Source organism: Sphingomonas bacterium, assembly GCF_028292945.1.
Classification (GTDB): Bacteria; Pseudomonadota; Alphaproteobacteria; order Sphingomonadales; family Sphingomonadaceae; genus Sphingomonas.
In genome coordinates, this window is the sequence record NZ_JAQGLJ010000071.1 from 1 (window position 1) to 20,369 (window position 20,369).

Below are 20,369 nucleotides of genomic sequence, written 5' to 3' on the forward strand. Positions count from 1 at the left end.
AAGCTAATCGCACCTCGCGCAAGCTCGGCCGGCGGAAAGCAAATCGCTTCCGTTCGACGTCAGGGCGTGGCTTTGCCACGACGCCCCTTGTTCTCCGACCACCCATCGATCCCCGCCCACCCATCAAACCCGCACGCCCGCGCCGCTCGCCAGCGCCGCGCATTCATTCCGCCCAGCGCGATCACCCGCACGCGCAATCCTCGCGCTACGCGCGCCGCCTGAGCCGGCCTCAGCGACGCCGCGCCCGGATGCGACCGCGTCGGGAAGACCGGCGAGACGAACAGCAGCCCCGCCCCCGCCCGCAGCCCCGCCAACGCCTCGGCCCGATCGTGCGCAGGCCACGTCCGCAAGCCAGCGCCGCGCACCGCCTTGTGCACCCCGTCCGCGCCCGGCAGCAGCATATGGGCGCTCACCACCACCAGCCGCCGCGCCTGCGCGCGCCTGCGCACCTTGACGAACAGCCGCACCCGCTCCGCGGGCGACAACGAGTAATGCCGGAACACCACCCCGCTGCCCGGCGGCAGGCGGCGCAGCGCCGACCATAGCGCGTCGCCCTGCCGCTCGTCGGTGAACAGCCAGAGTGAGGGGTAGCGGGCAGGCACCGCGCGGCTATAGCGGCGCGGATGAGCTTCGTCCCCGCCGCCCTTGCCGACGTTCGCGCCCGCCTCGCCCGCGCTGCCGCGCTCGCCGGTCGCAAGGCTGACGCGGTGGAACTGATCGCCGTGTCCAAGACGCAAGCGCCCGACGCGATCGAGCCGCTGCTTGCCGCCGGACAGCTGACATTCGGCGAGAACCGAGTCCAGGAAGCCGCTGGCAAGTGGCCGGCCTTGCGCGAACGCTACCCCGATGCGCACGTACATCTGATCGGTCAGCTGCAGTCGAACAAGGCGGATGAAGCCGTGGCGCTGTTCGAGGCGATCCACACGATCGATCGCCCGTCGCTGATCGCGGCGCTGGCGCGCGCGATGGACCGGCTCGACCGTCGCCCGCGCTGCTTCGTGCAGGTCAACATCGGCGACGAGCCGCAGAAGGGCGGTTGCGCGGTCGCAGCGCTACCCGACCTGCTGCGCGAGGCGGTCGCGGCGGGGTTGCCGGTTGCGGGCCTGATGTGCCTGCCGCCCGCCGACGTCGAGGCCGCGCCCTATTTCGCGCTGCTCGCGAAGCTGGCCCGCGATCACGGACTCGCGGGGCTGAGCATGGGCATGTCCGACGATTTCGAGACCGCCGCGATGCTGGGCGCGACGCACGTCCGCATCGGCTCGGCACTGTTCGGCACGCGCGCATGAGGTTCGCGGCCCTCCTGTTCGACTTCGACGGCGTGCTGATCGAGAGCGAGTATGTCGGCAACAAGCAGATCGCCGACTGGCTGACCGCCAACGGCCATCCGACCACGCCGGAAGTCGCCATGCGCGAGTTCATGGGGCTGGGCGCGCGCGACTTTCATGATGCGCTTGAGCGGTACATCGACGGCCCGCTGCCCGAGAGCTTCCACACCGAACGTCAGGCGGAGGACGAGCGCGTGATGCGCGATGGCGTCGGTGAGGTCGCGGGCGCGGTCGCGTTCGTCCGCGCGCTACCGGCCACCCTGCCGCGCGCGGTTGTCTCGTCGAGTTCGAGCGACTGGATCCGCCGCCACCTCGCGCATATCGACCTGAGCGGCGAGTTCGGCGACCACATCTATTCGGGCCGCGAGCATGTCGCACGCGGCAAGCCCGCGCCCGATCTGTACCTCCACGCCGCCGCGGCGCTAGGCGTGGCGATCACCGACTGTGCGATCATCGAGGACTCGCCGGTGGGTGCGACCGGCGCGGTGGCGTCGGGCGGTTACGTCATCGGCCTGTGCGCAGGTTCGCATTGCGACGTCGCCCACGCCGACCGGCTCCGCGCGATCGGCGCGGATGCGATCGCGAGCAGCTTCGACGAGGTGGCGAGACTATTGGCGTTGTAGCGTCCCGGCAGAGCCGTGACGTCGGGCGGGCAGAAGCCCGCCGGGCGAGCTTGCGCGGGTCAGCAGGACGTCGCCTGCTGCCGCGCTGCGCTAGAGCTGGTGCCCCGTACGGTCGCGCTTGGTCGCCAGGTAGCGCGCGTTGTGCGGATTGGCGGGCAGGTGGTGCGGAACGCGCTCGACCACGGTAACTCCGGCCGCTTCCAGCGCCGTCACCTTGGCCGGGTTGTTGGTCAACACCCTCACCGCGTCCTGTCCCAGCAAGTGCAGCATGCGCGCCGCCACCCCGAAGTCGCGTGCGTCAACCGCGAAGCCCAGCCGCGTGTTGGCGTCGACCGTATCGAACCCCTGATCCTGCAGGCGATAGGCGCGCAGCTTGTTGACGAGGCCGATGCCGCGCCCCTCCTGACGCAGGTACAGGAGGATGCCCCACCCGCTCGCGGCGATCGCGGCGATCGCGTGGCTCAGCTGCGGACCGCAGTCGCACTTCAGGCTGCCGAACACGTCACCAGTGAGGCATTCGCTGTGCAGGCGCACCAGCGGCGGCCGGCCGTTGGGCTGTCCGATCAGCAGCGCGACGTGCTCGTCGGTCGAGTCCGGCGTGCGGAAGGCGACGACCTCCGCGTCCTCCGCGCCGGCGACGGGCAGGCGCGCGCGCGTGGCGAGGACGAGGCGGTGCGCGCCATTGTGCCCGTCGAGATCGGCGAGGGTGACGCTCGCCTCCGCACCCGCGCCGCCGATAAAGAAGGCGGGGAGCAGCCCGGCGAGGCGCGCGAGGCGGATCGCGGCGGCGGCACCCGGTGGCGGCCGCAAGGTGCGAAACGGACCCTTCAGCGGCGTGGCCAGATCGCGCGACGGATCGGCGAGCGCCACCGCACCGCTCAGATCCAGCCAGGGCGCGCGGTCGACCAGCACCGGCTGTTCGGGATCGGCGGCGGCGAGCTGGTTGACGAGCTTGAGCGTCGCCGCGCGGCCGGCAGAGATCAGCACGGGCGCGCCGCCGGTCGCGTCAAAGTCCGCCAGCGAGGCATCGGTAGCGTTCTCGACCGCCAGCACCGTCATGGCCTCGATCGCGATCGGCCAGCCGCGACGCAGCGCATCGATCGCGCGCGCGACCGACTTGTCGCTCACCAGTCGAACTCGGTCATGATCGGCACATGGTCGGACGGTTTCAGCCAGCCGCGACAATCCTCGAATACCGTGTGCGACACGGCGGTCGCGGCCACATCGGCGGTCGCCCATTGATGGTCGAGCCGCCGCCCGCGATCCGACAACGACCACTCGCGCGCGCGATAACTCCACCAGGTGTGCAAACGCGTAGGCGCGGGGTGGAAGTGACGGCCCAGATCCACCCAGCCGTTCGACGCCTGCAGCCGGTCGAGCGCGTCGACCTCGATCGGCGTATGGCTGACGACGCCGAGCAGCTGTTTGTGGCTCCACACGTCCTCGGGCAGCGGCGCGATGTTGAAGTCGCCGACGAGGATCGTCGGGCAGTCCAGCGCCTCCGACCAGCGCGTCATGCGCTCGACGAAATCGAGCTTCTGGCCGAATTTCGGGTTGATCTCGCGGTCGGGCACGTCGCCGCCTGCGGGCACATAGACATTCTCCAGCCGGACGCCATTCGGCAGGCGAACGCCGATGTGCCGCGCCTCCCGGTTCGCCTGCCAGTCGAAGCGATCGTCCTCGCTGATCGGCACCCGGCTGACGATCGCGACACCGTGGTGCATCCGCTGGCCGTGGATCAGGACATGATCATACCCGCGCGCCCGAAACGCCGCTGCGGGGAAGTCGGCATCGATCACTTTCGTCTCTTGCAGGCACAGGATGTCGGGTTCGGCCTCGCGCAGGAAACGATCGACGATGTCGAGGCGGAATCGGACCGAGTTGATGTTCCACGAGGCGATCTTCACGCGGAGGGGCGTAGCAGCGGGTGATGTGGTTCGTCACCCCACGCGGAAATCCATCCAAGCTCCACCCGCACGACGGCAGGGTCCAGTCACGGTGCGCTAGGTAAGCATCGGGTGAGGTCCGCGGCACGCCGCGGCAAAGCCGCGTGGTCGAAGCTCGCTTCGCGAGCCGGGCCGTGCTCGCGTGAGTCTTGCGCCAGCATGGCGCAAGCCACGCTACACAGAAAGGCCCCCGCTCCGGGGGCATGGAGCGAGGGCCGACCTAGCGTTCGTCACGCAGGCGGGAAACGATCAGATCGGGTAACAGGGGGGAAATCCCGACCGACCGCGTCCGCCGGTTCGCCCTACCACCTCAACCTGTCGGCTGCATGAACGGGAGCAATATCGGTGTAAATCCGGTATTTACCTTCGCACCCCACTTTTGCGCGGGTCATTCCAGCGAAACGCATTGTCACCCACCGCCTCACCAAACCGCTGCCCCGACAGCCGCACGGTGGTGCGATTGCCCTGACTGTCGAGCGCCACCCACCCCTGCATCGCCAGCCCCGCCGGCGCGCCGTCCTGGCGCGCAAAGACCAGCGTGATGCGGCCATATTCGGGGTGTTTGGGGTCATTCGCCTCGATCGACACGACGCGATCGTTGCCGGTCGGGAGGACGCGCGCATATCGTCCGATGTCGCGCTGGGGATCGAGCAGCACGCCCAGCGGCGAGTTCTTCACCGGCCAGCGTTGCACCTGCTTCACCGAATAATCGATATAGGTCAGCGCACCGCCATCCGCGACGAGCAGGATCGGCACGCCTTTCTGGTACTGAAACCGGATCCGGCCAGGCTGCTTCAGCGTCAACGTTCCGGTCAGCGACTTGCCGGCACGATCGGTCTGCGTGAACGCGGCGGTCATCGTCGTCAGCGCTTGGAGATGGCGTTGCACCTGGGCGAGGTCGGCGGACGGCGTCGGCGCAGCGGCAACGAGCGCGGCGATGGGCAGGAGCGGGAGAAGTTTCATGCACTCGCCTTGGTGGCGGAGCGTTGAACGAGTTGTGAACACGCAGCATGCCTCGTCACCCGGCCGCGAGCCGGGGTCCATCGTGCCGCCAGCGACACGCGCGCCCAGAGGGACCCGATCCTTGCCGGAGTAACGGAGGAAAGCACGCCGCGGCAAAGCCGCGCCGTCGGACGGCCCGGCTTGGCCGACCCGAGCACCCAGCAAAGTAGATACTGCTGGGTCCCGTCGCCCGCCGGACTGGCGCGAGTCAGCCGGACGGGGCCGGACTGCCGCGCTGCGTCAGAACCGGAAAGCCGTCCCCAGGTACACCGCCTGGCTGTCGCGGCGGTTGTCGTCGAGCCGGACCAGTCGATCCCGCTCGGTGCGATAGCGCAGGCCAGCGGTCACATCGACGTTGCGCGTCAGGCGATATGACCCGCCGACGTCGAGCGAATAGCTGCGCTGATCGTCGACGCTCGGCGCGACGGCGGCGAACGGCCGGTCGGCGACCGCCTTGACCCGGCCGATCACACGATCGCCGGCATAGGTGACGGTAACATCCGCCGCCTCGCGCCCGCCAGGGCGGCCAGCCATGTCGAGTCGCTTGACGTCGCCGGCGATTCCGAACCGGCGCCAGCCCACAGCCACGCCCAGATTGTAGGCGATCGGCGCCAATCCGACCACCGGGTCGGCCGGTGCCGTGGGCCGCGCGGGATCGGCTCGATTGGCACGCGCGCGGACGGCCACCGTGACCGCACGATTGTCGCGCCGCGTTTCGGCCGGGGTAAAGCGCAGGCCGCTGGTATCCAGGCCACCGCGCGCGAAAACCGCCGCCAGTCGCGGATCCGCGGCGGCGGGCGTGAACGCAAGTGCCGGTCGGCTCTGTGCAACCGTTCGCGCCTTCACCGATCGGCCGTATGACGGCCGCTCAGCTGCATCGGAAGCAGGCGCGACAGCGAAGCCGGCGGTGACCAGCACCCCGGCGGCGATCGCGACCATGACGCCCGGCGCCTTCACTTCTACTGTCCCTCTCCAGCGGACTCGACCCAATGAACTGAGCATATAACGTGTCCCCGGCCGGTCACCACCGAGCAACGTTGAATCATTGGAAGTGTGATAAAATCCGCACAGGCCGCCATTGCGGGCAGGTCGGGGGCAGCGCGCTTGCGACCCGCGGGGGGGACCTGTAGAGCCAAGGCGACCTTTGTCAGGAAAACGCCCCCATGTCCCGCCCGTTGCGCATCGCGAACCCCCTGTTGCTCGGTGCTTCCCTGCTCCTGCTGCCGTTGGCGGCGTGCAGCACCGGCGGTGGCGTGCCCAAGGCCGATCTTGCCGCGTCGAGGGTAACCACGATCGGCGTCAATGCCTATCTGTGGCGCGCGACGCTCGACACGCTGTCATTCATGCCGCTGCTGCAGACCGACAGCAATGGCGGCGTGGTGGTGACCGACTGGTACGTCAATCCGCAGTCGCCGGCCGAGCGGATGAAGGTGACCGTCTCGATCCTCGATCAGGATCTGCGCGCCGACGCCGTGCGCGTCGCGGCGCTGCGCCAGGTCAATCAGGGAGGTCAGTGGATCGCGGCGCCGGTTCAGGCCGCCACGACGCAGAAGCTGGAGGACGTCATCCTGACCCGCGCCCGCGATCTGCGCCGCGCGGCCGTGTCCGGCTGATCACGCGACATCCATGAGCCAGCCCTCCCGCTTCAACGCGCTGGCTGCGGACGCGCGCTGGCAGCAGACCTGGGACGAGCGGCGGACCTTCGCCGCTGACGATGCGAGCCTGAAGCCGCGCTCCTATGTGCTGGAGATGTTCCCCTATCCGTCGGGGCACATCCATATGGGTCACGTCCGCAACTACACGATGGGCGACGTGCTCGCGCGCTATCGGCGGATGCGCGGCATGGAAGTGCTGCACCCGATGGGGTGGGATGCGTTCGGCATGCCGGCCGAGAACGCGGCGATGGAAAAAGGCGTTCACCCCCGCGGCTGGACGCTCGACAATATCGCGACGATGAAGGCGCAGTTGAAGCGGCTGGGCTTCGCGCTCGACTGGTCGCGCGAGCTGACGACCTGCGAACCCGATTATTACGGCCACGAACAGGCTCTGTTCCTCGACCTCTACGAGGGCGGGCTGGTCTATCGCAAGGAAAGCGCGGTCAATTGGGACCCGGTCGACATGACCGTGCTCGCCAACGAGCAGGTGATCGACGGGCGCGGCTGGCGCTCGGGCGCCGAGGTCGAGCGGCGCAAGCTAAATCAGTGGTTCCTGAAGATCACCGACTTCGCCGACGAGCTGGTCGATGGGCTGGGCGAGCTGAAGGACTGGCCCGACAAGGTCCGCTTGATGCAGGAGAACTGGATCGGGCGCTCGCGGGGGATGCGGTTCGGGTTCGACGTTGCGAATGGCGAGCGCATCGACGTCTTCACCACCCGCCCCGACACGATCTTCGGGGCCAGCTTCGTCGCAGTCGCGGCCGACCATGCGATAGCGCAGGCGGTCGCCGCGACCAGCCCCGACGCTGCTGCGTTCATCGCCCGATGCAAGCAGGGTGGCACCACCGCTGCCGAGCTTGAGAAGCAGGAGAAGCTCGGGTTCGACACCGGGCTGACCGCCGCACACCCGCTCGATCCGAGCATCACGCTGCCCGTCTACATCGCCAACTTCGTGCTGATGGAATACGGCACCGGCGCGTTGTTCGGCGTGCCCGCGCACGACCAGCGCGACCTGGATTTCGCGCGCAAGTACGGCCTGCCCGTGACGCGAGTCGTTGCGGAGGGTGACGAGACCACACCCGAGTTCGGGGGCGATGTTGCCTATGGCGGGACAGGCAGACTGGTGAACTCCCGATTCCTCGATGGTATGGACGTCGAGGTCGCCAAGGTTGCAGTGATCGCGCGTGCCGAAGCCGAAGGCTGGGGCGAGGGCACGACCATTTACCGCCTGCGCGACTGGGGGGTATCGCGGCAACGCTATTGGGGTACGCCGATCCCCATCATCCATTGCAATGCGTGCGGCGTCGTTCCCGTGCCACGCGCGGAGCTGCCGGTGGTGCTGCCCGAGGATGTCAGCTTCGCGGTGCCCGGCAACCCGCTCGACCGGCATCCGACCTGGAAGCATGCCGACTGCCCGACCTGCGGGGCGGCGGCAGTGCGCGAGACGGACACACTCGACACCTTCGTCAACTCCAGCTGGTACTTCATCCGTTTCGCCAGCCAGCCCGCCGACCGGCCATTCGACAAGGCGGCGGCCGAACGCTGGCTGCCGGTCGGCCAGTATATCGGTGGGGTCGAGCACGCGATCCTCCACCTGCTCTACGCACGCTTCTGGACGCGGGCGCTGAAGCACATCGGCAAACTCGATATCGCCGAGCCGTTCGCGGGGCTGTTCACGCAAGGCATGGTGACGCACGAGACCTATCGCGCTGCGGACGGCCGCTGGCTGTCGCCGGCCGAAGTCGAATCAGGGGTCGAGGTTGCGACCGGCGCGAATGTCGTCATCGGGCGCGTCGAGAAGATGTCGAAATCCAAGCGGAATACGGTCGATCCGCTGCCCATCGTCGAGCGTTACGGCGCGGATGCGGTGCGCTGGTTCGTGCTGTCGGACTCACCGCCCGAACGGGACCTGCCCTGGTCCGAAGCCGGCATTGAGGGTGCCTGGCGGTTCGTGCAGCGGCTTTGGCGACTGTGCGTGAGCGACACCGGTGGCGCGGGCGTGGACGGTGCGCTGGATCGCAAGCTGCACCAAACCATCGCGGGCGTCGCCACCGACATCGAGGCGCTGGCGTTCAACAAAGCCGTCGCGAAGCTATACGAGTTGGTCAACGCGATCGAGCGTGCCGCCCCATCGGCATCGCGCGACACGGCTGTGCGCGCGACGATGCTGCTGGTGGCACCCATGGCGCCGCATCTGGCGGAAGAGGCGTGGGCAGGCGCCGGCGAACACGGGCTGATCGCCGATGCCGCCTGGCCCGAAGTGGACGAGACGCTGCTCATCGCCGACGAGGTGACGATCGCCGTGCAAGTGAACGGCAAGCTCCGCGACACGCTGACGCTGCCCAAGGGCCTTGCGCGCGAGGAAACAGAGGCCGCCGCACTCGCATCGGACAAGGTCACCAGCTTTCTCGGTGGCAAGCAGCCGCGCAAGATCATCGTCGTCCCCGACCGCCTGGTGAACCTGGTCGCATGAGAGCGGCGCTGCTCCTCGCGTGCGCGCTGCTGCCGCTCGGCGGCTGTGGGCTGAAACCGCTTTACGCAGGGGGCGGCTCGGGCGCGGCCGCCAGCGCGCTCGCGGCCATCGAGGTTGCGCCGGTTCAGGGGCGGAGCGGCTGGCTGTTGGTCAACGCGCTGCGCGATCGCCTCCCCGCTCAGGGCGCACCGCGATATCGACTCGATCTGCGGCTGGACGACAGGATCAGCGGACTGGGCGTGCGCCGCGACGATAGCATCGCCCGCGAGCGCCGCACGTTGCGCGCGCGCTGGCAATTGGTGGAAGTCGGCACCGGCGCGGTTGTGATCGACACCACCGCTGGCTCCGACGCCGGGATCGACGTCGTCGGATCCGAATATGCGACGATCGCGGCGGAGAACACCGCACTCGAGCGGCTGGCCGGGATCGTGGCGGATCAGATCGTCGGCCGGATCGCTCTTCATGCGCGGGCGAAAAGCACGCCGTGAAGGGCGTCAGCGGGCAGCTGCCCAAGCTGCGTCAGGACGTGCGGTTATACCTGTTCCACGGGCCGGACGAGGCGGGCGCGAGCGATCTCGCCCGGCAGCTCGCGGCAACCATGCCGGAGGCGGAGCGGATCGACCTCGACGGCCCGACGTTGAAGAAGGACGTTGGGCGGCTGGCTGACGAGGCGCTGTCGCCCTCGCTGTTCGGCGAGGCTCGCGTGATCAGGGTCGCGCCGGTCGGTGAGGAAGCACTGGAAGCCCTGTCCCTGCTGTTGAATAGTTCACGTGGCGGCAGCCCGGTCATCGCGCTCGCCCCTGCGCTGAAGAAGGGCAGCAAGGTACTGGCTCTTGCGCTCGCCCACCCGAACGTCGTCTCGGTGGCCTGCTATGCCCCGTCCGCAAGTGACTCCGAAAAGATCGCGACCGGGCTCCTTACCGCTGCCGGAATGCGTCCGGCACCCGGGGTGGCGCGACGGTTGGTCGGGGCGAGTGGCGGCGACCGCGCGGTGCTCGGCCGTGAAATCGACAAGCTGGCGCTCTACCTCGATGCAAGTCCCGAGCGGCCGCAGGAGGTCGGTCCGGCGGACGTCGACGCCATCATAGCCGACCTGAGCGAGGCGGAGCTGAACGGGGCGGTGGATGCGCTGCTCGACGGCCGGCCAGCTGAACTCGGTATGCGCCTGACCACGCTGGACGAGAACGGAGCTTCACCCGTGCCATGGCTGCGCGCCGTACAGCGGCGACTGGTTGCGCTGGGGGATATGCGCGGTGCGGTCGATCGCGGCGAGCCGCTCGACGGCCTGATGAAGCGACACAGGATCTTTTCTCGGGACGAGGAGCAACGTACCGCGCGTGACCTGCGCCGTTGGTCGCCGACCATGATCGCCACCGCGCTGACGCAGGTACGCGCCGCGGAACTCTCGGCAATGAGCAGTGGAGGGGCCGGTGCGACCTTAGCCGAGCACGCGGCCGTAGGACTGGCCCGGCGGGTCGCCCGCTAGATCGGCTCGCCGGTCAGCCGCTGGCAGAGCATGTCGAGCTGATCGAGTGTCGAATAGCCCAACGTGAGCGAACCGCCATTCGGGCCGTGAGTGACACGCACGGCAACCCCCAGCAGATCGGCCAGCTGGCGTTCCAGCGCAGCGATATCGCCGTCGCGCGTGGTGCCGGTGTGGTCGCGTCGGAACTCCTCGCCTGCGGCCTTTGGTTTTTTGGCGGCCCGCGCAAGTTGCTCGGTGTCGCGCACCGACAGGCCGCGCGCGACCACCTGTTCCGCCAGGGCCTCGACATCGCCGGCGCCGAGCAGCGCACGCGCATGCCCCATCGACAGCGATCCATCGACCACTCGTGCCTGCACCCGTTCCGGCAGGTCGAGCAGCCGCAGCAGGTTGGCGATGTGACTGCGCGACTTGTGCACCATGCCCGCCAGCGCTTCCTGCGTGTGACCATAGTCATTGGCAAGACGCTGGTAGGCGCGCGCCTCTTCGATCGCATTAAGGTCCTCGCGCTGGATGTTCTCGACCAGTGCGATCTCCAACGTCTCCGCGTCGTCGAACTGTCGAATGACGACCGGAACATCGTGCAACTGGGCCCGCTGCGCCGCGCGCCAGCGGCGCTCTCCCGCGACGATCTGATAGCCGTGGCCATGCGGGCGGACGACGATCGGCTGCAAGAGGCCACGCGCCTTGATCGAGCCCGCAAGTTCGTCGAGCTGCGCATCGTCGAACCGACGTCGAGGCTGATCGGGATGCGGTGTGAGCGAACCAACGGGTAGCGTCTTGATACCCGAGTCACTGCCATCGCCGCCGCCAATTGGCGCTTCGCGCGCGATGTCGCCGAGCAGCGCGTTGAGACCGCGTCCCAGCCCACCGGAGCGAGTGCGGGTCACGCCGCCACCGCCGGTGCCGGCAGGCGTCCTATGAGTTCGCGGGCAAGTGCGATATATGCTTCGGAGCCGCTGCACCGATGATCGTAGATCAACGCAGGCAGGCCATGGCTCGGCGCCTCCGACAGGCGCACATTGCGGGGGATGACCGTCTCGAAAACGACCTTGCCCAGCACGGCGCGAACATCGTTCGCAACCTGCTCGGTCAATCGATTACGGCGGTCGTACATTGTCAACGCCACCCCCAGGATCGACAGACCCGGATTGAAGCGCGCCCGAATACGCTCCACGGTGCTGAGCAGTTGGGACAGACCCTCCAACGCGAAGAATTCGCATTGCAGCGGCACCAGGAGACGATCCGATGCTACCATCGCATTGATCGTCAGCAATCCCAGCGAGGGAGGACAATCGATCAGGGCAACGTCCCACCGCGCTGGCGCCTGTTGCATGGCCGCGTCGAGCCGATGGGTTCGCTGATCGAAGTCCACCAGCTCGATCTCCGCACCGGACAGGTCGACGGTCGCGGGCACGATATCGAGTCGGGGCACCTTGGTCGCCACTGCTGCTACGTCGATCGACGCGGTACCGATCAGGACTTCGTACGACGAACGAAGCCTGCTCGCCTGAGTCAGGCCAAGACCGGTTGACGCATTGCCCTGAGGATCGAGGTCGATAAGCAGGACACGCAGCCCCGTCGCCGCCAGTGCGGTTGCCAGGTTGATCGCAGTGGTGGTCTTACCCACTCCACCCTTCTGGTTTGCTACCGCGATGCAGATCACCGCCGGACAACCTGATCCAGCACCAGGATGCCAGCACTTTCATCGGTAACGCTTTGTTTCACGTGAAACACTCCGGCCCAGCTGTTGCGCAATTCCTGCAGCTCACCAACAGCGGACCTACCCCTTGGCAGCAGCCACCGCGTACCGATGGTGGAACATCCCGCGGCCGCATGCAAAAGCTTTTCGACCGGTGCCACCGCTCGGGCAGAGATAATCGCCACAGGCTCATTCAGCTCCTCGACCGCCTGGTTGCGCAGGCAGATCGTATTCTCGACACCCAGGCGAGCAATGCATTCGGAAAGGAAGCTCGCTCGCAACCTGCGGGGTTCCGACAATATGGTTCGATGTGATCGCAACAACCCCACCACCATTCCCGGAAAACCGGCACCCGTACCGATATCGAGCCAGCTTCCGTCGCTAACGGGAGCAAGTGCGAGCAGCTGCGCGGAATCGACAATGTGGCGAGTCCAGATCGTTTCCAAGGACGTTCTGGAAACCAGGTTCTGACGGCTGCTCTCGTCGAGGACCATGGCGACGAAGCGATGGACCTTGGCCATCGCACCAGCGTCGAAACGGCTGTCCATCCAGCCAATGGCCTCGTCCTCGGTCACGCCGCGCGTCTGCTGTGCAACAATATCGCGGACAGCGCGGCGGGGGTGATCCCCCGAATGCGCGCGGCCGCCGCCAGCGAGGTTGGCCGGGCGATTGTCAGGCGCGCGATCATTTCCGTGGACAGACCAGGTACGCTGGCGAACTCGAGCGAGGGGGATATCGCGACCTGCTCCTCCGCCCTTAGGCGCCGCACCTCCTCGGCTTGCCGCGCCACATAGGGTGCGTACCGGGCGTTCTCGATCTGCTCTTCGACCAGATCTGCCGGGAAGCGCTTGCCACCCGGATCGGCTAGTTGATCGGATGACATGCCGTCGAGTTCGGATCGCAGACGCGCCCGTCGGTCAAGATGCGCGATCCTGGTCGCCGACAGACAAGCCGCGTCGATTGCCACTTCGCCCAAACGGGTTTCGGCATTGTCCGGCCGCAGCGACAAGCGAAACTCCGCCCGAGCGGTGAGCATGCGATAGGGCTCGGTAACACCCTGCAACGTGAGATCGTCCAGCATGACCCCAATATAGCTGGAGGCGCGGTCGAGCGTCACGGGCGCCAGGCCCAAAGCATCGCCAGCGGCGGCAAGCCCAGCAACCAGACCTTGCGCGGCCGCCTCCTCATATCCGGTCGTTCCGTTGATCTGCCCTGCGCAATAAAGACCCGGAAAGGCCGAAAGCTGCAGATCACGATCAAGCGCCCTTGGGTCGAGGAAATCATATTCCACGGCGTAGCCGGGAGCTGCGATTTCAACCCGCTCAAGACCCGGGATCGTTGTCAGCAGGGCCTGCTGCACATCGACCGGCAGTGACGTCGATAGACCGTTGGGATAGACGATATGGTCCGTCAGACCTTCCGGCTCGAGGAAGATCTGGTGTCCATCTCGATCGGCGAAGCGCTTCACCTTGTCCTCGACCGAGGGACAGTAACGCGGCCCAGCGGCGTCGATCGCCCCGGTGAACAGGGGCGAGCGATGGAAGTTCCGGCGTATGATCTCGTGCGTGACCGGCGTGGTCCGTGTGACCGCGCAGGCGACTTGCGGCAGGCGTGCTCCGGATGCCATCGTCGACATGGTCCATCGAACATCGTCACTCGGCTGCTCGTCCAGGCTCGCCCAGTCTATCGTCCTCCCGTCCAGTCGTGGTGGCGTGCCGGTCTTGAGGCGGCCGATCGGTAGTCCCGCTGACCGCAACTGATCGGCCAGAGCCGTCGCCGCCGGCTCTCCTGTCCTGCCTGCGTCCTGGCGTTCGTCGCCGCGAAAGATGCGGCCGCCCAGGAATGTCCCCGTGGCAAGGATCACCGTTCGCCCGGCGACCACGCTTGTGTCGTTCAGCGCGACCCCGTTCACCCGGCCATCGCGGATCGATAGCGCAATTGCCTCGCCATTGATGACCGTTATGCCGGGCTGATCGCGGATCAGCTGCTGGATGGCCCCGGCGTATAGCGCGCGGTCCACCTGAACGCGCGGCCCACGTACCGCCGCGCCCTTGCTGCGATTGAGCATGCGATAGTGGATGGCGGATCGATCAGCAGCGCGGGCCATCAACCCATCGAATACATCGAGTTCCCGCACAAGGTGACCCTTGCCGACCCCCCCGATCGACGGATTGCACGACAATGCTCCCAGGAAGCGTTGATCGAACATGACCAGCGCCACGTCGGCGCCGCGTCGTGCGGCGGCGGTAGCCGCTTCAGTACCCGCGTGCCCTCCACCTACTACAACGACATCGTACATTCGGGTCGTCTAGTACGCCTGATAGAGAATGCAAAATTGTTCCACGTGGAACACTACTTTCCAAGACAGAACCGGGCGAAAAGTGCGTCGCGCACCGCTTCCGGCGCGTTGATCCCGAGCAATCTCCCCAACAGCACCGAGGCAGTCCTAAGATGTTCGGCCACAAGCAGTGGGTCGGAGGGCAGCATCAACAATTCGGTTACTGTCAGGCAGGAGGAGCGTTGCGCTGCTTTGAGGGGGAGTTCGCCTGATCTTGGCAGGAGCCTCTCCGCCTGACTCGCAACGGCTTGCCAGCACCGCTCGATCGAGGCGAGGTCATGTTTGGATATGGCCAGAGACCGACCCGACGGGAGTACGGCGCGACCTTCGAGATCCGATCTTGCATGCACCCAAAGGGCATCCGATCGAGGTGGAGGATCATCACCCAGCCACAGTAGAAGGTCGGCCTCCACGATCGCATCGCGAGCGCGCGTAACGCCGATCTGCTCGACGGGATCGGCAGCATCGCTGAGACCTGCGGTATCGATCAGCAGAAACGCCGCTTCTTCCCGTCGAACGGCGACCTCGATCCTGTCGCGCGTCGTTCCGGCGACGGGGGTGACGATGGCCGCCTCCCGCTGCGAGAGCAGGTTCAGAAGGGTCGACTTGCCGGCATTGGGCGGACCGGCGATCACCACGCGCAGGCCGTCGTAAAGCCGCTCGACGGGCGGCGCGGCAAGCGCGGCGACGATCTCCGCGCGCAGCAGCGCGGCGTCCGCAACCACTCCCGCGAGCAGCAAGTCCTCCTGCTCGACATCGCCTTCCTCGGCATAGTCGAGCGTCGCTTCAACCCTGGCCGCCAGGTCGGCAATCATCGACATCCAGCCTCGGACGGCGGCACTTACCCGCCCCTCGGTCGCGGTCAGTGCTGCCCGGCGTTGCGCTTCGGTCTCGGCCTCCAGCAGATCGGCTAGTCCCTCCGCCTGCGCCAGGTCCATTCGCCCGTTCAGCAGCGCACGGCGGGTGAACTCGCCCGGCTCGGCCATACGTAACCCAGGCCAACTCAAAATCGCGTTCTGCACCGCTTCCGTCACCGCCCGGCCGCCGTGACAATGCAGTTCCGCCACATCCTCGCCGGTCGCGCTCGCCGGGCCCGGGAAGAGAAGGATCAAGGCGCGATCCAACAACGCACCGTCCGCACCACGGACGGCGCGAAGCGACGCACACCGTGGCGCCGGCAAGGTGCCCGTCAGCGCCGCTACCGCGGCAAAAGCGGCCGGCCCGCTGATCCGGATAATGGCAATCGCGGCTGGCGGCGCGCCGCTCGACCGCGCGACGATCGTCTCGATCATCTGTCCGGCTTGGCGGTGCCGCTCTCCACCAGCCGCCGCCACATCGCCAGCCCAGCCTCGCCCATCGGCGCCCAGCTGCGCACCATACCCTCAAGCATCTCGGGCTTGACGCCACCGCCGCTCATCGACTCCATCAGCATCTGGACATAGCGCTCGTGCAACGGGCTGAGGTCCGGCAGTCCCACCGCTCGGCGCGCCTCCTCAGGGGTGCATTCGATGTCAACGGTGACCTTCATGGAGCATACCTTCGGGCAGGAGACATGGCGCGGGACGATGACGTGTATGCGCCAATCGGCACCGCTCCCGCAACGACCATCGGCCAGCGAGCCATCGGACGCGATCCGAAGGTCCCCGAGGGAAACCCGATCCGCGATACACCTATGTCGGCGGGGCGGATCAACTCACCAACCCGTGTTCGACTGCCAACGCAGGGTGTTTTGGCCGCGCACCAGCGACCAAATACGTCATGCCAACCGGTGACTCCGGCTGTTCGGCGTTACCCGAACAGCGTCATCAGCCCGACCTCCTGGTCAGTGATCCCGGTATAGATCATGCTGCCGGCGACGTAGACGATCACCAACAGGCCGATCCAGGCGATCCAGCGATAGCGCTCGATGTACTTGGCGATCAGATTGGCGGCGATCCCCATCAGTGCCACCGCGAACACCAGCCCGATCATCAGGATCCCCGGGTGATCGCGCGCCGCGCCGGCCACTGCCAGGACGTTGTCGAGGCTCATCGATACGTCCGCGATCGCAACCGCCCAGGCCGCGCTGGCGAAGCTCTTCGCCGGCTTGACCCCGGAATGCTCGTCGCCCTCGACCTCAGGAGAACCCGCGTTGCCTGCCCCGGCAGGTCGCAGCTCGCGATACATCTTCCAGGCGACCCACAGCAGCAACAAGCCGCCCGCGAACACCAACCCGACGATCTGGAGCAGCTGCGTAACGATCAGCGCGAAACCGATGCGCAGCACCAGCGCGGCGATGATGCCGATCAGGATGACCTTCTTGCGCTGATCTGCGGGCAGGCCGGCCGCCAGTGCGCCGATGACGATGGCGTTGTCGCCGGCCAGCACGATGTCGATCAGCAGCACCTGACCAAACGCGAACCAGGCGCTGCCGTCGCCGCTGAACAGGTGCGACACGTCGGCGACGATCTGGGCCCAGATGCCATCGGCTGCGGGGAGGGCGGCGGATGCGGCCGCTAGAAAGGAGAAGAGCATTACGAGTGCTTAGCGCAGGAAGATCGCGCTCTCCACCCCTTCTCGGCTATGCTGAACTAGTTTCAGCATCCAAGCGCGACGCCAGGCAGGAGGGGCGCCGCAGCATGGCCCCGTCGTGACGTCGAACGGGGGCACTACGCTTCACGCCGACCGAGCTTGCGCGAATCGGGTAGGTGTGGCCACCTGCCGCGCTGCGCTATTGATTCATGCTCTCGAAGAAGTTCTCGTTCGACTTCGAATCCTTCATCTTGTCGAGCAGGAACTCCATCGCGTCGGTCGTGCCCATCTGCATCAGGATCCGGCGCAGGACCCACATCTTCGACAGCTTGGCCTTGTCGACCAGCAGCTCGTCCTTGCGGGTGCCAGACTTGCCGACGTCGAGTGCCGGGAAGATCCGCTTGTCCGCCACCTTGCGGTCCAGCACGATCTCGGAGTTGCCGGTGCCCTTGAACTCCTCGAAGATCACCTCGTCCATGCGACTGCCGGTGTCGATCAGCGCGGTAGCAATGATCGACAGCGAGCCGCCCTCCTCGATGTTGCGTGCGGCGCCGAAGAAACGCTTGGGGCGCTGTAGCGCATTGGCGTCGACACCGCCGGTCAGCACCTTGCCCGACGACGGCACGACGGTGTTGTAGGCACGGCCCAGGCGGGTGATCGAATCGAGCAGGATCACCACGTCCTTCTTGTGCTCGACCAGCCGTTTGGCTTTTTCGATCACCATTTCAGCGACTTGCACGTGGCGCGTCGCCGGCTCGTCAAAGGTGGAGGAGACGACCTCGCCTTTCACCGACCGCTGCATGTCGGTGACTTCCTCAGGCCGCTCGTCGATCAACAGCACGATCAGGAAGACCTCGGGATGGTTCTCCGAAATCGCGCGCGCGATGTTCTGCAGCATCACCGTCTTGCCGACCCGCGGCGGGGCGACGATCAGCGTGCGCTGGCCCTTTCCCTGCGGGGAGACGATGTCGATGACGCGCGACGACTTGTCCTTCTGCGTCGGATCGAAATTGTCGAGCGTCAGCTTGGACTCGGGATAAAGCGGCGTCAGATTGTCGAAATTGACGCGGTGACGGACGACGTCCGGATCGTCGAAGTTGACTGCCACCGGCTTGACCAGCGCGAAGTAGCGCTCGCCGTCCTTGGGTCCGCGGATTTCGCCCTCGACGGTGTCACCGGTGCGCAGGCCGTGTTTGCGAACCTGGTTGGGCGAGACGTAGATGTCGTCGGGACCGGCGAGATAGTTGGATTCCGGCGAGCGCAGGAAGCCGAAACCGTCGGACATGACCTCGATCGTGCCGAGCCCCATGATCTGGTCGCCATTGTCGGCCTGGACCTTCAGGATCGCGAACAGCAGATCCTGCTTGCGGAGCGTCGATGCACCCTCGACGCCCAACTCCTCGGCCATGCTCACCAGTTCGGCGGGCTTTTTCTTCTTCAGGTCTTTGAGATGCATGGGAAATCCACGAGAAATCAGTTCGGGGCAGCGGCCGGCGCTGACGATCACGAACTTGGCACGAAGCGGGAAAAGCGCGAACCCGGCAGGACGCCGGCCACGACAGTTGCCCTATGACCTAGGACGCACCGCCATTGCCGTCAAGCTGCTCAAAACGGCTTCACGATCGCCAGGATGACGATCAGCGCGACAGCCAGCGCCGGCACCTCGTTCAGCAGCCGCAACGTGCGCGGGGTCAGCGTCGGCCGCCCCGCCGCCAGTTTCTTCGAATAGCCGACCGCCCAACCATGATAGCCCGACAAGGCGAGCACCAGCAGCAGCTTGGCATGTAGCCAGCCCAGCCCAGGCTGGCCGTCGAAGAAGCCGACATTGGCCGCCAGCATCAGGCCCAGGACCCACACGGCCACCATCGCTGGGGTAAGGATCATGCGCCTGATCAGAGCCTCGCGCTTGATCCAGCGCGGCCCTTCGGCGGGGTCGCCCAGACCCTCCTGATGATGCACCAGATAACGCGGCAGCATGAACAGCCCCGCCATCCAGAACACCATGAAGATGACGTGCGCCGCCCTCACCCACAGATAGGCACCACCCAGCCAGCCGATCATCATACTATCCCTCCGTCATGCTGAACCCGTTTCAGCACCAGGCGATGCGGTTTGCACAACACCAACCGTTGCTGATCTCGCCTGTCGCGCGTGGATGCTGAAAAAAGTTCAGCATGATCAGAAGCTGCGTCCTACTCTCGCCAGCAGCGCTTCGACATGCTCGATCGGCGTAAATTGACCGATGCCATGGCCTAGATTGAACACATGCGGTCGCTCCGGAAAGGCGGCGAGCACGCGGTCGATGCCTTGCTCCAGCGCCTCCCCACCCGCCAGCAACGCCAGCGGGTCGAGATTACCCTGCACCGGCATCCCCGGCGGCAGCACCGCATCCGCCCAGACCGGATCCACCGTCTCGTCCAGCCCGATCGCATCGGCACCGGTCTCGCGAGCGTAAGCCGGCAGCTTGGCCCCCGCGCCCTTGGGAAAGCAGATGACGGGCGTGCCCGGTCGCGCTGCGTGCAGGCGTTGTACGAGGCGCGCGGTCGGCGCGATCACCCACTGCTCGAACTGCGCGGGGCTGAGCGAGCCGGCCCAGCTGTCGAAAAGCTGGATCGCTTCTGCCCCCGCATCGATCTGCTCCAGCAGATATTCGAAGGTGCAGACCTCGATCACCTCGATCAGCGACGCGAAAGCGACGGGGTCGCGATAGGCGAGCGCACGAGCTTCGGCCTGGTCCTTGCTCCCCTGTCCCGCGACCATGTACGTCGCGACCGTCCACGGCGATCCGGCGAAACCGAGCAGGGTTACCGCTGGCGGCAGCGCGGCCGCAACACGGCGAACCGTCTCGTAGATCGGGCCCAGCATCTCGGGCGCGCCCTGCAGCTGCTGCCACAGGCCATCGACCAGCGGCGGCGACAGGCGCGGCCCTTCGCCCGGCCCAAAGCTCAGCTCCTGCCCCAGCGCCCAAGGCACCATCAGGATGTCGGAGAACAGGATCGCGCCGTCGAAGCCGAAGCGGCGGATCGGCTGCAGCGTCACCTCCGCCGCTGCCTCTGGATCGGTCGCCAGCGCCAGGAAGCCACCCCTTTCCGCCCGCAACGCGCGATATTCCGGCAGATAGCGCCCCGCCTGGCGCATCAGCCAGATCGGCGGCACCGCCTGCCGTTCGCCACGCAGCGCGGCGAGCAGCGGCTTCTTGATCGAAACGTCGGACAGGGCCGGTCCTTCTTCCATTAAGAAGAGAATCTAAAAGGTTGTTGTAGTGGTTGGCAGGCGGATAGCGGCCATTAGCGCCTGTCCCGTTTTTGCCA

General features: G+C 66.7%; 21 protein-coding genes. 6 read left to right on the plus strand and 15 right to left on the minus strand.

Annotation, left to right across the window (positions count from 1 at the left end):
• Window positions 1–59: 59 nt before the first annotated feature.
• Window positions 60–737 carry a thiamine phosphate synthase gene (locus JWN21_RS08665; protein ID WP_367182926.1) on the minus strand — a complete coding sequence of 226 codons (678 nt, stop codon included), beginning with the start codon at window positions 735–737 and terminating at the stop codon, window positions 60–62.
• Between JWN21_RS08665 and JWN21_RS08670 the strand changes: the two genes are divergently transcribed.
• On the plus strand, window positions 624–1,286 hold the full coding sequence (locus JWN21_RS08670) for a YggS family pyridoxal phosphate-dependent enzyme (protein ID WP_299648477.1): 663 nt from the start codon (window positions 624–626) through the stop codon (window positions 1,284–1,286). The genes JWN21_RS08665 and JWN21_RS08670 overlap by 114 nt on opposite strands.
• Window positions 1,283–1,948, plus strand: coding sequence for an HAD family phosphatase (locus tag JWN21_RS08675; RefSeq protein ID WP_299648479.1), 666 nt, complete (start codon window positions 1,283–1,285; stop codon window positions 1,946–1,948). The genes JWN21_RS08670 and JWN21_RS08675 overlap by 4 nt, the downstream gene beginning before the upstream one ends.
• A gap of 90 nt (window positions 1,949–2,038) precedes the next feature.
• Here JWN21_RS08675 and ribA read toward each other — a convergent pair whose 3' ends face one another.
• The 4 genes from ribA to JWN21_RS08695 all read right to left on the minus strand — a co-directional run bounded on the left by ribA (window position 2,039) and on the right by JWN21_RS08695 (window position 5,853).
• A complete protein-coding gene (gene ribA, locus JWN21_RS08680; protein ID WP_299648481.1) occupies window positions 2,039–3,076 on the minus strand; it encodes a GTP cyclohydrolase II in 1,038 nt (345 codons plus the stop codon).
• Window positions 3,073–3,855 (minus strand): exodeoxyribonuclease III, encoded by a 783-nt coding sequence (locus JWN21_RS08685; RefSeq protein WP_299648483.1) that lies wholly within the window; start codon window positions 3,853–3,855, stop codon window positions 3,073–3,075. The genes ribA and JWN21_RS08685 overlap by 4 nt, the downstream gene beginning before the upstream one ends.
• Before the next feature lie 399 nt (window positions 3,856–4,254).
• A complete protein-coding gene (locus JWN21_RS08690) occupies window positions 4,255–4,857 on the minus strand; it encodes an outer membrane lipoprotein carrier protein LolA (RefSeq protein WP_299648485.1) in 603 nt (200 codons plus the stop codon).
• A gap of 279 nt (window positions 4,858–5,136) precedes the next feature.
• Window positions 5,137–5,853: a hypothetical protein gene (locus JWN21_RS08695; RefSeq protein ID WP_367182927.1), complete on the minus strand. Its 717-nt coding sequence runs from the start codon at window positions 5,851–5,853 to the stop codon at window positions 5,137–5,139.
• 206 nt (window positions 5,854–6,059) lie between these two features.
• On the opposite strand from JWN21_RS08695, the gene JWN21_RS08700 reads away from it, so the two are divergent.
• From JWN21_RS08700 to holA, 4 genes are read left to right on the plus strand one after another with little or no spacing between them, the layout of a single operon-like run.
• Window positions 6,060–6,509, plus strand: a complete 450-nt coding sequence (locus JWN21_RS08700) for a DUF3576 domain-containing protein (RefSeq protein WP_299648487.1) — start codon at window positions 6,060–6,062, stop codon at window positions 6,507–6,509.
• Window positions 6,510–6,522: 13 nt separating this feature from the next.
• Window positions 6,523–9,024 (plus strand): leucine--tRNA ligase, encoded by a 2,502-nt coding sequence (gene leuS, locus JWN21_RS08705; RefSeq protein WP_299648489.1) that lies wholly within the window; start codon window positions 6,523–6,525, stop codon window positions 9,022–9,024.
• Complete coding sequence (gene lptE, locus JWN21_RS08710) at window positions 9,021–9,512, plus strand: LPS assembly lipoprotein LptE (protein ID WP_299648493.1); 492 nt, start codon at window positions 9,021–9,023, stop codon at window positions 9,510–9,512. The genes leuS and lptE overlap by 4 nt, the downstream gene beginning before the upstream one ends.
• Window positions 9,509–10,510, plus strand: a complete 1,002-nt coding sequence (holA, locus tag JWN21_RS08715; protein ID WP_299648496.1) for a DNA polymerase III subunit delta — start codon at window positions 9,509–9,511, stop codon at window positions 10,508–10,510. Before lptE ends, holA begins: the two co-directional genes overlap by 4 nt.
• Here the strand turns inward: holA and JWN21_RS08720 are convergent.
• The 10 genes from JWN21_RS08720 to hemE all read right to left on the minus strand — a co-directional run bounded on the left by JWN21_RS08720 (window position 10,507) and on the right by hemE (window position 20,292).
• Window positions 10,507–11,397: a ParB/RepB/Spo0J family partition protein gene (locus tag JWN21_RS08720; RefSeq protein ID WP_299648499.1), complete on the minus strand. Its 891-nt coding sequence runs from the start codon at window positions 11,395–11,397 to the stop codon at window positions 10,507–10,509. The genes holA and JWN21_RS08720 overlap by 4 nt on opposite strands.
• A complete protein-coding gene (locus JWN21_RS08725; RefSeq protein WP_299648502.1) occupies window positions 11,394–12,173 on the minus strand; it encodes a ParA family protein in 780 nt (259 codons plus the stop codon). Before JWN21_RS08725 ends, JWN21_RS08720 begins: the two co-directional genes overlap by 4 nt.
• The gene (locus JWN21_RS08730; protein ID WP_299648505.1) at window positions 12,170–12,784 is read right to left on the minus strand and encodes an RsmG family class I SAM-dependent methyltransferase; all 615 of its coding nucleotides are present in this window, start codon (window positions 12,782–12,784) and stop codon (window positions 12,170–12,172) included. The genes JWN21_RS08725 and JWN21_RS08730 overlap by 4 nt, the downstream gene beginning before the upstream one ends.
• A complete protein-coding gene (gene mnmG, locus JWN21_RS08735; RefSeq protein ID WP_299648508.1) occupies window positions 12,781–14,508 on the minus strand; it encodes a tRNA uridine-5-carboxymethylaminomethyl(34) synthesis enzyme MnmG in 1,728 nt (575 codons plus the stop codon). Before mnmG ends, JWN21_RS08730 begins: the two co-directional genes overlap by 4 nt.
• Window positions 14,509–14,561: 53 nt before the next feature.
• Window positions 14,562–15,839, minus strand: coding sequence for a tRNA uridine-5-carboxymethylaminomethyl(34) synthesis GTPase MnmE (mnmE, locus tag JWN21_RS08740; protein WP_299648511.1), 1,278 nt, complete (start codon window positions 15,837–15,839; stop codon window positions 14,562–14,564).
• Window positions 15,836–16,075 (minus strand): DUF6489 family protein, encoded by a 240-nt coding sequence (locus JWN21_RS08745; RefSeq protein WP_299648514.1) that lies wholly within the window; start codon window positions 16,073–16,075, stop codon window positions 15,836–15,838. Before JWN21_RS08745 ends, mnmE begins: the two co-directional genes overlap by 4 nt.
• Before the next feature lie 260 nt (window positions 16,076–16,335).
• Window positions 16,336–17,061, minus strand: a complete 726-nt coding sequence (locus JWN21_RS08750; RefSeq protein WP_299648517.1) for a TerC family protein — start codon at window positions 17,059–17,061, stop codon at window positions 16,336–16,338.
• A gap of 196 nt (window positions 17,062–17,257) precedes the next feature.
• Entirely contained in the window at window positions 17,258–18,514 is a 1,257-nt protein-coding gene (gene rho, locus JWN21_RS08755; protein ID WP_299648520.1) for a transcription termination factor Rho, read from the minus strand.
• Between the two features lie 149 nt (window positions 18,515–18,663).
• On the minus strand, window positions 18,664–19,119 hold the full coding sequence (locus JWN21_RS08760; protein ID WP_299648523.1) for a CopD family protein: 456 nt from the start codon (window positions 19,117–19,119) through the stop codon (window positions 18,664–18,666).
• Between the two features lie 117 nt (window positions 19,120–19,236).
• On the minus strand, window positions 19,237–20,292 hold the full coding sequence (gene hemE, locus JWN21_RS08765; protein WP_299648526.1) for a uroporphyrinogen decarboxylase: 1,056 nt from the start codon (window positions 20,290–20,292) through the stop codon (window positions 19,237–19,239).
• Window positions 20,293–20,369: the final 77 nt, after the last annotated feature.

What these genes read in the sequence shown, in the direction of transcription:
- JWN21_RS08760 (WP_299648523.1), bottom strand. Translation starts at nt 19,119, where the DNA reads ATGATCGGCTGGCTGGGTGGTGCCTATCTGTGGGTGAGGGCGGCGCAC.
- mnmG (WP_299648508.1), bottom strand. Translation starts at nt 14,508, where the DNA reads ATGTACGATGTCGTTGTAGTAGGTGGAGGGCACGCGGGTACTGAAGCG.
- JWN21_RS08700 (WP_299648487.1), top strand. Translation starts at nt 6,060, where the DNA reads ATGTCCCGCCCGTTGCGCATCGCGAACCCCCTGTTGCTCGGTGCTTCC.
- hemE (WP_299648526.1), bottom strand. Translation starts at nt 20,292, where the DNA reads ATGGAAGAAGGACCGGCCCTGTCCGACGTTTCGATCAAGAAGCCGCTG.
- JWN21_RS08745 (WP_299648514.1), bottom strand. Translation starts at nt 16,075, where the DNA reads ATGAAGGTCACCGTTGACATCGAATGCACCCCTGAGGAGGCGCGCCGA.
- lptE (WP_299648493.1), top strand. Translation starts at nt 9,021, where the DNA reads ATGAGAGCGGCGCTGCTCCTCGCGTGCGCGCTGCTGCCGCTCGGCGGC.
- leuS (WP_299648489.1), top strand. Translation starts at nt 6,523, where the DNA reads ATGAGCCAGCCCTCCCGCTTCAACGCGCTGGCTGCGGACGCGCGCTGG.
- JWN21_RS08675 (WP_299648479.1), top strand. Translation starts at nt 1,283, where the DNA reads ATGAGGTTCGCGGCCCTCCTGTTCGACTTCGACGGCGTGCTGATCGAG.
- rho (WP_299648520.1), bottom strand. Translation starts at nt 18,514, where the DNA reads ATGCATCTCAAAGACCTGAAGAAGAAAAAGCCCGCCGAACTGGTGAGC.
- JWN21_RS08750 (WP_299648517.1), bottom strand. Translation starts at nt 17,061, where the DNA reads ATGCTCTTCTCCTTTCTAGCGGCCGCATCCGCCGCCCTCCCCGCAGCC.
- JWN21_RS08690 (WP_299648485.1), bottom strand. Translation starts at nt 4,857, where the DNA reads ATGAAACTTCTCCCGCTCCTGCCCATCGCCGCGCTCGTTGCCGCTGCG.
- mnmE (WP_299648511.1), bottom strand. Translation starts at nt 15,839, where the DNA reads ATGATCGAGACGATCGTCGCGCGGTCGAGCGGCGCGCCGCCAGCCGCG.
- JWN21_RS08670 (WP_299648477.1), top strand. Translation starts at nt 624, where the DNA reads ATGAGCTTCGTCCCCGCCGCCCTTGCCGACGTTCGCGCCCGCCTCGCC.